At 57.3% G+C, this 13,176-nt stretch carries 12 protein-coding genes; 6 read left to right on the top strand and 6 right to left on the bottom strand.

Annotated features, from left to right (window positions below):
- Window positions 1–32: 32 nt before the first annotated feature.
- The 6 genes from FFT87_RS08670 to mtnA all read right to left on the bottom strand — a co-directional run bounded on the left by FFT87_RS08670 (window position 33) and on the right by mtnA (window position 6,776).
- Window positions 33–674, bottom strand: coding sequence for a class II aldolase/adducin family protein (locus FFT87_RS08670; RefSeq protein WP_219948355.1), 642 nt, complete (start codon window positions 672–674; stop codon window positions 33–35).
- Complete coding sequence (mtnK, locus tag FFT87_RS08665) at window positions 674–1,885, bottom strand: S-methyl-5-thioribose kinase (protein ID WP_219948354.1); 1,212 nt, start codon at window positions 1,883–1,885, stop codon at window positions 674–676. Before mtnK ends, FFT87_RS08670 begins: the two co-directional genes overlap by 1 nt.
- Window positions 1,886–2,902 (bottom strand): ABC transporter permease, encoded by a 1,017-nt coding sequence (locus tag FFT87_RS08660; RefSeq protein ID WP_219948353.1) that lies wholly within the window; start codon window positions 2,900–2,902, stop codon window positions 1,886–1,888. It lies immediately after the preceding gene.
- A gap of 41 nt (window positions 2,903–2,943) precedes the next feature.
- Window positions 2,944–4,503 carry a sugar ABC transporter ATP-binding protein gene (locus FFT87_RS08655; RefSeq protein WP_219948352.1) on the bottom strand — a complete coding sequence of 520 codons (1,560 nt, stop codon included), beginning with the start codon at window positions 4,501–4,503 and terminating at the stop codon, window positions 2,944–2,946.
- Window positions 4,504–4,587: 84 nt separating this feature from the next.
- The gene (locus FFT87_RS08650) at window positions 4,588–5,682 is read right to left on the bottom strand and encodes a substrate-binding domain-containing protein (protein ID WP_219948351.1); all 1,095 of its coding nucleotides are present in this window, start codon (window positions 5,680–5,682) and stop codon (window positions 4,588–4,590) included.
- Between the two features lie 38 nt (window positions 5,683–5,720).
- Complete coding sequence (gene mtnA / locus FFT87_RS08645) at window positions 5,721–6,776, bottom strand: S-methyl-5-thioribose-1-phosphate isomerase (protein WP_219948350.1); 1,056 nt, start codon at window positions 6,774–6,776, stop codon at window positions 5,721–5,723.
- A 109-nt stretch (window positions 6,777–6,885) separates the two neighbouring features.
- On the opposite strand from mtnA, the gene FFT87_RS08640 reads away from it, so the two are divergent.
- The 6 genes from FFT87_RS08640 (at window position 6,886) to FFT87_RS14700 (ending at window position 13,075) form a co-directional block, all read left to right on the top strand.
- Window positions 6,886–7,611 carry a GntR family transcriptional regulator gene (locus tag FFT87_RS08640; RefSeq protein WP_219948349.1) on the top strand — a complete coding sequence of 242 codons (726 nt, stop codon included), beginning with the start codon at window positions 6,886–6,888 and terminating at the stop codon, window positions 7,609–7,611.
- 74 nt (window positions 7,612–7,685) lie between these two features.
- Window positions 7,686–8,357, top strand: coding sequence for a haloacid dehalogenase type II (locus FFT87_RS08635; RefSeq protein WP_219948348.1), 672 nt, complete (start codon window positions 7,686–7,688; stop codon window positions 8,355–8,357).
- A gap of 1,299 nt (window positions 8,358–9,656) precedes the next feature.
- A complete protein-coding gene (locus FFT87_RS08630; protein WP_219948347.1) occupies window positions 9,657–10,790 on the top strand; it encodes a DegT/DnrJ/EryC1/StrS aminotransferase family protein in 1,134 nt (377 codons plus the stop codon).
- Between the two features lie 5 nt (window positions 10,791–10,795).
- The gene (locus FFT87_RS08625; protein WP_219948346.1) at window positions 10,796–11,743 is read left to right on the top strand and encodes a glycosyltransferase family 2 protein; all 948 of its coding nucleotides are present in this window, start codon (window positions 10,796–10,798) and stop codon (window positions 11,741–11,743) included.
- 22 nt (window positions 11,744–11,765) lie between these two features.
- On the top strand, window positions 11,766–12,116 hold the full coding sequence (locus tag FFT87_RS08620) for a GtrA family protein (RefSeq protein WP_219948345.1): 351 nt from the start codon (window positions 11,766–11,768) through the stop codon (window positions 12,114–12,116).
- 11 nt (window positions 12,117–12,127) lie between these two features.
- The gene (locus tag FFT87_RS14700) at window positions 12,128–13,075 is read left to right on the top strand and encodes a WxcM-like domain-containing protein (protein ID WP_219948344.1); all 948 of its coding nucleotides are present in this window, start codon (window positions 12,128–12,130) and stop codon (window positions 13,073–13,075) included.
- Window positions 13,076–13,176: the final 101 nt, after the last annotated feature.

Genomic DNA, 13,176 nt, shown 5'->3' with positions numbered 1-13,176 from the left:
CCTAAGCGGCTTCGCACCGCAGGTAAAGTCTCTTAGCCGGCGTGGACAGCCGACGATCGCAGTTCTCTGGGGAATTCCGTCGAGCGATCGCCCAGCATCGCCATCGCCATCGTCATCCGAGCTGCCTGCTCGAGGTTATTGATTTTGCGAAGCGCATCATCGACGCTTGATCCGATCACCGAACAGCCATGGTTGCCGAGGATGACGCAATCTGCCCGCGTCATTGCTTGCGCGGCCTCAGTTCCCAATTGGGGCGAACCGTTCGGATAGAAACCGATCCGCTCGATGCGCGGAATGTACGCCACATGATCGAGGGTCATTTGGCGAATGGGGATACCGAGAAGGTCCAACGTCACGCAGACCTCTGGATGCAAATGCAGCAACACTCGGCCATCCGGGCGCTGGCGATACGCCTCGCTGTGCAACCGCCACTCGCTGGAAGGCGCACACCCCTCCACGCGCTCTCCGCTGGCCGTCAGTAACGCGAAGCTGTCTCGAGTCAATCGGTTAAGGTGAGTTCCTGTCCCCGTAATAAGGAAGTCATCTGACCCCTCGAGGCGCACCGAGAAATTACCGCCGCTGGCAATCGCCAGACCATCTTCTACGCTCTGCCGCCCCGCCGCAATCAACTCAGCGATCACGCCATCCCATTCTGGGCCGATGCCTGCCGGCATCAGACGGTTCTCGCTGTAGCAGCCGCGAGGAACTCCCTCTGGTACGAGTCAAAATCACGGGTCGAACGCTCGACGAGCCAGGAGCGACCCATCGAAAGCATGATGGTAACGGCGTAGACGTAATCCGCGTCGGCCAAACTCTCGACGTCGCTCACCTTCGCTAGGCCGACTACGCGACGAGCAGCCTCAGCTCCGGCAAAGCCCCACGCGTCATCCAGGATGTCCTTCAACCACGATTCGAGAAACGAATCGGCATATAGTTCCGGATTAACTCGACTAGCCCACAACGTTCTTATCTCGGCATCGAATGCATCCCAAGTAATCTCAATCTCGGAAAAGAGCGATGCGGCCCGATCCTCTTCTCCGAGTGCCGCAGCACGAGCGGCTGCCGCCAGTATGTTGCCCCACAGCAGGCCGAGATCAAATCCAATGGGACCGTAAAAGGCGAACTCGGAGTCAAACGCTTTCACCGAGAGATTGTCGTCAGCATCCTGCCCGCGCACGAACATGCTTCCGGTATGCAAATCCCCGTGGACCAACGCCTCCTGCACCGATAAGAAACGTCGCTTCATTCGCATCGCGCTTGCGACTAGTTCCGTGTCCGATTGCAGAGCGTCGGCGCGGTCCTCGACGGAGGCACGAACGCTATTTCGCGAGCCCCCGAGGAAAGGCTCCGTGAAGACTAGATCCTCCGAGATTCGACAAAGCTCACTGTTAATTGTCGCGCCGGCTTGAAGCCGGAATGCCTCCTCGCCGAGCGACATCCATGACGTACCGGCGAGGACCCGGGCGATGAGCCGCCCCATAGGTGCGAATGCACCACGGTGACTCGAGCCATTGTTCAACCGCGACCGGAGCACTTCGTGATCAGTGAGGTCCTCGAGCGCGAGCACATGCCGCTCGTTGTCGTAGTCGATGAGGCGGCACACCAGCTCAGGGGCCAGTGAACCATGCACAGAGAGCGCAGTTGCCTCACGCGCGGCCCGATCTTCCGTCATTGGCCACTCGGGGCCGACGAGCCGTACATACGGAAGCGACTGCTTCAAGACGAGGCCACGACCAGCACTATCGCGGCAGACGAAGACCAAGTTGAGGTTGCCGTCGCCGACTTCCGCGACGTCAAGGTTCTCTGGGTCGATCAGGCCTTGCAGCGCTGGGCGACTGCGAATGTAGTCAGAAACTGTTGTGAGATTGAGCATGTCTGTAGTCATTTAGCGAGCCCTCTTTCGGGACAGCGAGAAGGAAAGTATGAGCGAAAGAACAAGCACGAGACCCTTGATGAGGTCCTGTGTGAAATAGCTCAGACCCATGCGGGTTAATCCGTAGAGGAGCACACCAATGAAAACTGCTCCGACCACGGTACCCAAGGCATTCGCCTTTCGTGCTCCGAGAACAGCAAACCCAATGAGGGTCATGGCTACGGCGTCGAGAAGCACGGAGTCACCTGCTGTCACGTCGCCCTGTCTAAGCCGGGACGCAAGGATTATTCCCGCAGTAGAGGCGAGAACTCCTGAGATCACGTAGGCGGAGAACCTGTAGCGGTTCACCCGAGCACCCGCGAGCCTCGCAGCGACGGGGTTGCCACCCACGGCATAAAACACTCGGCCGTAGCGTGTGCGCTCGAGGAACACCCAGACAACGATCGCGATGATGATGAGGAGGATTACAGAGAACGGCACGCCGAACAGTTTCGAACCATCTATTGCGCTGAAGTCGTCGGTGAAACGTCCTGGCATCTTCTCGCCGCTCGGGAGCGTCATGCCTGTAGTGAGCGTCTGGCCGTCCACAAGCCATTTCTTCAAACCTTGGATCGTGAACATCACGCCAAGAGTCGCAAGCAAGTCAGGAATCTTGAGAACGACGATCAATACCGCGTTCAAACAACCGACAGCTGCTCCTGCCAACAGGCAGAGAACAATCGCAGTGATTCCCGTGAGGTTAAAGCGGATCATTACGAGAGCCGCGACGGTCACGGATAGTCCAGCGGTTGCCCCGACAGAAAGATCAAGGTCGCCAACCACGGCAGCGAAGGTCATTCCTAGAGCACACAAGGCAGCCACCGCTTGTGCCTGCAGGATCGCTGTCGCCGTCGTGAGTGATGCGAATCCGGGAATCGCGATTGAGAACCCAATAATGAGCGTCAAGCCCATCGCGAGCACGCCGTACCGAACTAGGAAGTCCGTAGCTAGTTGGCCCGCGCCGCGGGCCCGAGTCAGTTCGGTATTCACAGAGGTCTGCTTTCTAGGTTTTTGACGGTTCACGGTGTCGGTCACGATAGGGCCGCATCCTGTCGCGTTGGAGGTTTCTGGCCGCGTCCAGGATGGGCACTGCCACTCATGGCGCTCACTATTCGTTCGCGCGTGGCTTCCGAAAGCCGTAAATCAGCGACGAGGCTGCCGTTATTGACCACAATGATGCGGTCCGCAACTTCTAGTGCCTCGTCAATGTCGGATGTGGCGACCAAGACCGGTGCTCGTTCCGTTACCTCGCGGATCGTTTCAGCGATTTCGTGACGCGCGTTGATATCGACGCCGCGAAATGGTTCGTCTAACAGGAGAAATGCGGGGTTTCCCAGTAGCCAGCGCGCGATGACAACCTTCTGCTGGTTGCCACCCGACAGCGATTCGATTCCTTGGTCGGGCCCTGACGTGACGATTCCGATGCGTTCGATCAACCGTGCTGCTGCCGAACGTTCCGCGCGGCGATCCATTACGACCCACGGCGAAAACCGACGGACGAATGGAAGCGTCATCACTGTGTCGATCGTCCATTCCGGAACGATCGACTGTTCATGGCGCGATTCCGGAACAAGATAAACGCCGCTCGCCACTGCATCGGCGGGGTGCTGTGGCACAAAGGGCTCACCGTTGAGGTGAACAGTGCCGCCAACAATTTTCCCCGCGCCATAGAGCCATTGAAGCAGCTCTGACTTTCCGCTGCCGAGGAGTCCGAGCAACGCAGTTACTTCGCCGTTCCTGATCACCAGATCGAACGGCACGGAATCGTAGAAGACACGCGCTTGAGAAATAGAGACGACATCGTCTTTACCGGGAAGCTCTTCGTGAGTGAGTTCTGAGGGAGTCTTGTCAAAGAGTTCTGTGAGCACCTGAGACCAGTCGAACTGGCCGGCATCGTCTCGAGAAAATTCGCCCCTCATCTCGCCATCGCGCAATACACCAACGCGGTCAGCGAGTTCAGCGATCTCACTGAGTTTGTGAGTGACAAATATGACCGACATCCCGTCACGAACAAGATCTCGAATGATGTTGAACAGTCGAGCCGCTTCCTCGCCGGATAGTGCAGAGGTTGGCTCGTCCAAGACGAGAATTTGCGGCCGCCGAGACAACGTTCGAGCGAGAACGAGGAGCTGCCGTTCGGAGACTCCGAGGTCCCTCACTGGGGTTCGCAAGAAATCAGGCGTCACTTCGAGGCCAAGTAGTCCAGCAATCTCAGTGGCGCGAGCTTCTGTGCTGCGCCGGTTAGTGAGTATTCCGGCCTTGCTGTCTACGAAGGTATCCAACGCGAGGTTCTCGGCAACGGTCATGTCGAGCACGACCCCATCGTTGGGGTTTTGCTGTACCGTTCCGATGCCATGCCGTTGCGCGCTGATTGGATCAACGATGTCGATAGCGACACCCTCCATCAGTACTTGACCGGAGTCCGCGCGATGCGCACCAGACAGCACTCGGATCAACGTCGACTTTCCGGCACCGTTGGCGCCCATGAGCGAGTAAATCTCGCCGTGCCGAACGGCGAATCCGACACCACGCAACACGCGATTCGGCCCAAAGTCCTTAACGACGTTAGTCAGTTCCAGTGCATGTTTCATACCGCTCGAGTCCCCTTTTTCAGAACAAGTAGATTGGCGAGTGAACGGCTGCTGCAACCTCGTCCGTTGCAGCAGCCGTGCGCACTACTGAGCCTGAGGAATCCAGGAAGCGCCGAGGAATTCCGGCGTGTTCAAATCGGGAAGAGCTGCGCGCAACTCTTCCATGTTCGAGACGTTCTGATCGCGCAGGAGCTCCTGCGTGATCAGCGTCGCGGGAATGACCATCTTCGATGGCATGTCGACCCCGGAACCAGCGGCAATAGCCGCACGAGCAACGATGGACCCGACGTTCGTTGGGTCAGTTGCTGCCGTGGCCTTCCACGGGCTTCCATCTTCAGTCATGAGTCCGATGTCGGCAGTCGAGATGTCGACTCCGTACAGCCCAACCTGGTCAAGCATGTTGTTCTGGCGGAGTGCGATGAGCGCTCCCTTGGCGAGTTCGTCGTAAGCCGCGAAAACGATTGTCGTGTCGGGTGCTGATGTCAGCGCCGCAGCGCCTTCCGTTGCGGTGTCGGCTGCAGCGGATTCGCTGTACTTTCCGAAGCGCGCAACTTCTGTGAAGGTGGGGTTGTCAACGAGGAAGGTGTTGTAGACACCGTCACGAGTATCAAGAGGTGCGATCCCCGAGACGTTCACGTAGGCGAGCTTGCCACCATCAGGGTTGTCCGTCTTGATCTGGTCGAGAATCTTGGCCGCGAGCGATTCGTCGTCCTGTGAAAGGTAGAGAGCATCCTGGTTCGAGATCGCCACGTCGTAAACAACTACTGGGATGCCGGCATCAATAGCTTCATCAATCTTGGGGTTCAATGAATCGGCGAGACCGTGGTCAACCACGATGACGTCGGGCTTTGAGTTGATCGCTTCGGTGAACTGCGTAACTTGCTGGCCGTTATCTCCACGCGCATCAAATAGCGAAACTTCTCCGCCGGCGGCAGCAACCTGCTTATCGAAGCCGCTCCCCCACTGCTCGAAGTAGTCGCCGACACCGGATTGGCGAACCAACGCGACTTTGAGGCCCTCGGTGAATCCCTCGGGTGCGGCATCCGGCAACGTGAATTCGTTGTCGACAACTGCGGGAGCTTGCGCGTCCGAGCTATCGGTAGCGGTCCCTTGGGTACACCCTGTCAGGATGATCATCGACGCTGTGAGCGCTAGTAGCGGTAGTGCTTTGAACTTCATTGTTCGATCTCTTCTCTTAGTGGTTGTGCGGTGGAAATCTAGGGGCGCGCAGTCGCCAGCCGTTCGGTAACGATCGCGTCGCTCGGAAATTGGCCAGCTGATGGGCGGATAACGCGTTTCTCGGTGACGATCGCGGTGATCAGTTCTGCCGGAGTGACGTCGAAGGCAGGGTTTATTGAAGTCGTGGCAACCGGCGACATCCGCCGCCCGTTGATGACGACGACTTCGTCAGTTCCTCGGTCCTCAATCGTGATCGAGCTCCCGGTAGCGGTATGCACGTCAATGGTCGATTCGGGCGCCACAACGAGGAACGGGATACCAGCGAACTGAGCACCCAGCGCTAACGAAAAGGTGCCGATTTTATTTGCAGCGTCGCCATTCGCCGTGATGCGATCCGCACCGACGAGAACCGCGTCGATCTCGCCCCGCGCCATGAGGAAATTCGCAGCGGAGTCAACAATCGTCTGGTGCGGCGCCCCCATTTTGTCTAGCTCCCATGCGGTCAGCCGTGCGCCTTGAAATAGCGGTCGGGTTTCACACGCGACGACGTTGCGCAGGTGTCCTTGGAGGAATACCTCTTCGATCACAGCGAGGGCCGTTCCGCGCTCGACCGCGGCAAGAGCTCCTGTGTTGCAGATGGTGAGGAGGTTGAGCCCAGATTCGATCTTGTCTGGCAGAAGTTCTTGCAGCAGCTCAAGTCCACGACTGGCCATCGCATGAGACGAAAGCACGTCATCGTCACGGATCTGCAGGGCTGTTTCGATAACGGCGTCGAGACCATCAGCGAATCGCGCGACGGCTTGATCCACGCCCCACGCAAGATTTACTGCGGTTGGACGAGCGTCACGTAGGCGCTGAGCTTCAGCACGAGCGGTATGATCATCTCCGTTTTGAAAGGCAAGAGCGGCGCCCATTGCGCCAGCGATTCCGAGCGCTGGGGCTCCGCGTACGGCCAAGCGGTGGATGGCATCGATGAGCTGGTCCACGGTGTGTATTTGGAGGACTTTCAATTCACCGGGAAGTAGAGTCTGATCAATTAGCGCTATGACAGCGTTTCCGCCGGCGTCGGCCGGTGTCCAATCAATTGTGCGCATATTTCACTGACTTTCTCTGCAATTGCGCTAGAAATGATTAACGCAAGCTGTTGATAACTCTCTCGTTCCGATAGGTTGTCAGACAACAGACAAGAATGTCAAGGTGTTTATGGTTACGAAAAAATCTCGCCCCGGGCTCTCGGAGGAAATTGTTGCGACGCTCAGAATGCGAATTGACGATGCCACCTATCCACCCGCCTCGCGACTGCCCACCGAAGCTCAGCTCTGTGAGGAATTTTCTGTCTCGCGAGCAACTGTGCGCTCAGCGATCAAAGAACTCGACGTCGTCGGATTGGTCTATACGCGTCACGGCTTAGGCACCTACGTGCGCTCAATCCCTTATGTTCAGGATGGGCTCGAACGAATGGGCTCTATTTCTGAGTCGATCCGCCTCAGCGGCAAGACACCGGGGATGGAGTATGCGCGGCGCGTGGTGCGCGAAGTCAACGCTGCAGAAGCAGCCAGAATGTCTGTTCCGTTGGAGACTCTGGTGCTCGAACTTCGCCGCCGCATCACTGCCGATGGTCAAGTGGTCGTGTACTCCTACGACCTCCTACCGATGTCGATCTTCAAGCCGGACTTTGACCCTCGTGAACTCGAGGGATCCGTCTTTGCATACTTCGAGAATGAACTTGGCACGCCAGCAGCCCTGGGTTATGCCGAGGTACATGCCGTCGAGTCCCGCCAAGTCGCCTGGGGCCCTGACAGCGCGGAACACACTCTTTTCATTCTTCTCGACCAACTTCAGTATGCGGAAGATGGATTGCTTCTCGGTTACTCCCGGAGCTACTTTGTCGAAGGTTCCTATGCCTTTAAGCTCAAGCGCACCAAATAGCTGTCGCATCCAGTTGTCGTTCGTGATCACTAGATCTGCATGCTAGAGCACACGCCAGCCCAGAAAGTCGGAACATGATGAATAACTCCACGGTCACGATCTTCTTCGACGTCAACGAAACGCTATCCAACCTGAAGCCTGTCTCCGACGCTTTTGATGCGGCCGGAGCACCACACGGCTTGGCCACGATGTGGTTCGCTACCGTGCTCCGCGACGGTTTTGCGCTCGCTGCCACGGGGAGTACAGCTCGTTTTCTCGACATCGCTACGACAAACGCACACTCTGTCCTTCGCGACCTCCCTCTGACGCATTCGTTAGACGAGTCAGTGGATGCTGTGCTCTCCGCGTTCGCCCAGGTGCACGTTCACGACGACGTGCCGGCAGGCATCCGAGCGCTCCACGGCGCCGGGCACCGGCTTTTCACACTTTCCAACGGCCCCACGGCTACCGCTCAACGACTGTTCGAGGCCGCTGGCGTCTCAGATCTGATCGATGGGGTGCTCTCGGTCGAAGGTCACGCTCCATGGAAGCCCGCACGGGGCGCTTATGAAGATGCGCTGACTCGCACCGGCACTACGGGAACCGCATATCTTGTTGCTGTGCATCCTTGGGACATTCACGGCGCAGCAATGGCTGGACTCTCAACGGTGTGGGTGAATCGCACCGGAGCGACCTACCCGGAACACTTCCTTCCCCCGACGACGAGTGTCACGAGTCTGGACGGACTAGCAGCAGAGCTCCGCTGAAACTTCTGGGATCGCGCCACCCCACTTTTGCCGCCCGGCCTTAGAAGACGACGTTCATTCTAATCGTGGCTCGCAATTTGGTTCTAGGAAATTCCGGCAGGCTTTGAAGCGTCACGGGCTGCAAGGATCGATGGGACGTATGGCGGTATGTGGGGCCGACGCTAACGCGGCTCACGGAGACTGACACCGATCAAGTTCGAGACCATAACGATGGATGCCGTCGCCCTGGGGACATGGCCCGCAGATTCAACCAAACCGACATCAGACCCACTTCCATGCACAATATGACCGCGGAGTGAGCAAGACTCGTTGCTCACGCAGGACGCCACACGTCAGCTCGACTCCATGGCCCTTCGCCTTCATCTCAACGATGAATGCGGCTATGGACGGCTGCGAGGGTCGAGCTTCCTCGCGAAGAAAGACGCCGCTGGCTAGAGGATCTCGTTCGTTTCCCGCAGATTTCGGTTTTCGCGCTTGAGGCGCTTGATCTCCTCGAGCTCTTCGCGATCCATTCTCCGGCTTCGGAATACGCCTGCCTGACCCACTTCCGCAACGTCTCCGGGCAGAGATTGAGCTTGGGCGCGAGGTCGCGGCACACGGCCTACATCGACGGGTAATCCTTCACACGATCAAGCGTCATACGAACCGCTCGCTCACGAACCTCATCCGGGTATTTCTTGGGCATAACCGAATCCCTTCACCAGAAATGAAGCGGCAGGAAATCAGGGACGGTGCATTCCGCTTCGCCTATTCAGTACGCTAAAGCGTCGAAGGCAACGGTTTAGCTCCCAGCGTCGCGTCAACAGAATCGACCGCCCACGTGGTGCTAGCAGGCGGTATCTATGATGGCGCCGGCTTGTTAGTGGTTGCACGACCGTTCTGTTCCCGACTGGACGTGCGCGGTCTTCCGGCCTCATGCGGAGATTTCACCCACGTCAACTTCCAGACCACTTCGACTTGAGGCCAGGCCGAAGTCAACCGTTTTGGTGCCCACTAGGGCCGAATCACGTTTTCCTAGTCCCGCTCGGGAGCACGCTCGAAACTCACTCCCAAGTATTGAGAGATTCTGTGCACGCAAACGGCTCCGGAACATTCCACATCGTTCGACACGCACTTGCTGACGGCCTCTAACCTCTCAGGGTTGAATCAATCGGATTAGAGGAACCGCAGAGATATCCCTCGCTCGAACGACGCCATCAATGGGCTATTTCAGCAAAACATCAACTCTGAGGAGCCGACCTCGCGGAGCCCGAAGCTCACCCGGCGTCGACGATCACTGGTGCACGGTTAGACTTCACAATGACCCACATTGAGGACCCTGCTTTGATCGAATCTCCCGACCGTCCCGTAGTCCCCATGAACGACCTCTCACGCGCAATCTCGCGGGACCGAGTTGCGCTGTCCGGTGCTCTCGCCAATGTCTTGGATTCAGGACATGTCGTTATGGGGCCCAACCATGATGCGTTTCAACAAGAGTTGGGTGCTTACCTTAACCTTGACCACGTACTAGGTGTAGCTTCCGGTACCGACGCACTGGAGTTGGCGATCAAGGCCGTCATGCCAAAGGGCCGTAACGTTGTCGTGACTGCGGCCAACGCCGGCGGCTACACGTCCACAGCGGCACTGCGGGCCGGCTTCGTTGTTCGCTATGCCGACGTGGACTCAGATTCACTCTGCCTCAGCGCCACTTCAGTTCAATCCTCGCTAACAGCTGACGTCGGAGTGTTGGTTGTCACCCATCTCTACGGAAATCTGACGGACATAACGACGCTGGTTGAAATGTGCCATGCATCAGGCATCCGCGTCGTGGAGGACTGCGCGCAAGCCATCGGAGCGCGCCGAAATGGACGTGTTGCAGGTTCATTTGGGGATATAGCAGCAACAAGCTTTTATCCGACGAAAAATCTCGGCGCGATCGGAGATGGTGGCGCGGTCCTGACCAACAACCAGAAGCATGCGGACACCGTCAAGCAGTTGCGCCAATACGGATGGTCATCAAAGTACCAGGCCGAGCTTCCGGGGGGCATGAACTCGCGCCTCGACGAGCTGCAGGCCGCCTTCCTTCGTTCCCGTATACCCCAGCTGGATGGACTGAACGGACGTCGCCGCGCCATCATTGCCCGTTATACAGAGGCTTCGGCCGGAGGCCCCCTCCAAGTTATGCCTGCAGTGGGTGAGCACCACGTAGGCCACCTCGCTGTCGCACGAAGCTCTCGACGAACGGAGCTGCGCGCAGCGCTAGTCAGGCAGGGCGTGCAAACAGATATTCATTTTCCTTACCCGGACTATAAACAACCCGGCTTTAGGCCCGTCAGTCAGTCACTTCCGGTCACTGAACTAGCCTCGTCTGAAATCTTCTCTCTCCCGTGCTTTCCTGAGCTGACTGAGGGCGAGGTCGATCGCGTCTGCAACGCTATCGGGACGCTGATTTGACGGCTATGAAAACGTTCTCAATTGTTGTTCCTGTCTATGGGAATGCCGGGAGCCTCCCCGATTTGCTGGCACGGCTTAAAGGCCTAGCCGGTGAAATAAACGGCCAAATCGAAATCGTCTTCGTTGTCGATGCCTCGCCCGACGACTCCTATGCAGTTTTGACCCAATTGCTGCCAACATTTCAGCTTCCCACGCAGCTCATCCTGCACTCCAAGAACTTCGGTTCATTCGCAGCGATCCGGACAGGCATGAAGCACGCCACGGGCGACTACATTGCCGTGATGGCCGCAGACATGCAAGAACCACCCGAACTCGTCATTGACTTTTTCCGAGCGCTGGCGACAGACGAAGTCGACATCACCGTTGGCCGCCGGGTAGCTCGGAACGATCCTGCACTAAGCAAGTGGACCTCTGGGGTATTTTGGCGCCTATATAGGCGCTATATTTTCCCGGAAATGCCTGAAGGCGGAGTTGACATCTTCGCCTGCAATCGCGCCGTTTCGGACGAAGTGCTCGCCTTGGGCGAATCCCATTCAAGTCTCGTCGGCCTGCTGTACTGGGTGGGATTTCGCCGAACTGAAATCCCCTATGAGCGCCAACCGCGTGAACACGGGAAAAGTGGTTGGACAGCAGTCAAGAAGATTCGCTACCTCCTGGATAGCGTCTTCAATTTCACAGACCTTCCGCTAACATTGCTGATCGCCGTAGGTATGCTTGGAGGCATTTTCACCCTCCTTTTCGGAATTATAGTCCTAATTGCCTACGTCACCGGGGGCATCACCGAACCAGGGTATGCGCCGCTAATGTTGGTGATTCTCTTCTCAACGTTCAGTATTCTTGTGGCCCTCGGAATTGTCGGGCTATACGTTTGGCGTGCTTTTGAGAACACCAAGGGTCGGCCAGACGCTATCGTTCGAACGAAGCGGGACTACCGAGAGAGAGTCAATCGTTAAGCGCTTGCTGCAGCGTCCACTGATGCGGTTCCTCCTCGTTGGGGGATCCAACACTCTTGTGACCGCATTTCTCGTTGCCGCGTTCAGTTTTGTCATACCCGGACCAATCGCCTTCACCATTGCCTTTGCGTTAGGTCTCGTTTATTCCGTTCTTTTGACGAGTCGTTGGGTATTCAGTTCCTTCCTGACGCGTCACCGCGCTCTTCTCTATATCGGCTCCTACGGCGTAATTTACTTCTGTGGCCTCGGAGTAGTCGTCGTCTTCGGACTCTGGGGGTTGCCACCTTGGGCGAACGGCGCAAGCGTGCTGCTAACGGCCCCACTCAGCTTTATTGCCGGCCGCCTTATCTTTACCCGATCCAATAAGAAGTAGGAATTGAACTGATGACGGCTGCATTTATTCACCCCCACGGGATCTGCGAAAGTACTGACGTGGGAGACGGCACCACCATTTGGGCTTTCTCACACGTACTGTCCGGAGCAGTAATCGGTCGAAACGTGAATATTAACGACCATGTGTTCATCGAAAACGATGTCACCATTGGGGATCGAGTCACGGTTAAGTCGGGCGTACAAGTGTGGGACGGCATCCACCTCGGCGACGATGTGTTCATCGGACCCAACGTGACTTTTACAAATGATCTTTTCCCGCGCAGTAAGCGCTACCCCACTTCGTTCCCACGCACGACAGTAGAGGCAGGAGCGTCGATTGGCGGCGGCGCAGTCATCCTTCCGGGAACTCGCATCGGGCAAAAGGCAATGGTAGGTGCCGGAGCGGTCGTCACACGAGACGTCCCGCCCTTCGCGATAGTTGTCGGCAACCCCGCGCGCATATCCGGGTACACCGATGAGGCCGGAAAACCGATGAATGTTTCGCGCAGCGCCGAAGGCACCCACGCCGCAATCGACCTGGTCGACACGCCCTTGGTACGGCTCCGCGAAACCACCGACATGCGCGGCAGCTTAGTCGTAGCAGATTTCCAAGCAGATATCCCGTTCGTGCCCCAGCGCTTTTTCACTGTGTATAACGTGCCGTCGATAGATGTTCGGGGGGAACATGCGCACCGGGAATGTGAGCAGTTCCTGGTCTGCTTGGCGGGGTCTGTACGCGCCATACGTGATTCCGGCACGAAGCGGGAGGAATTTCTTCTCAATTCTCCCGATGTCGGCCTCTATATGCCCGCGATGACATGGGGAACACAATACGCGTACAGCGCTGACGCTGTTCTGGCTGTATTCGCCTCCTTGCCGTATGACAACGCCGACTACCTTCGCACATACTCAGAATTCCAAGATGAACTGAACCTCGTGTCCGAGGTGAGAGTCCATTAGCGTCCGACACCAGTATGGCTAACCAAACTGAACACATTCGGTAACAACGCAGATAGCCTCATCGCTGACGAGAACTCATAATGGCTCGCAGCCGATCAGTG

The sequence above is a fragment of the Salinibacterium sp. M195 genome, assembly GCF_019443965.1.
In the GTDB taxonomy this organism is placed as follows: Bacteria; Actinomycetota; Actinomycetes; order Actinomycetales; family Microbacteriaceae; genus Rhodoglobus.
The sequence above is the reverse complement of the archived record's forward strand: the minus strand, read 5'-3'. Positions and strand labels throughout refer to the sequence as shown.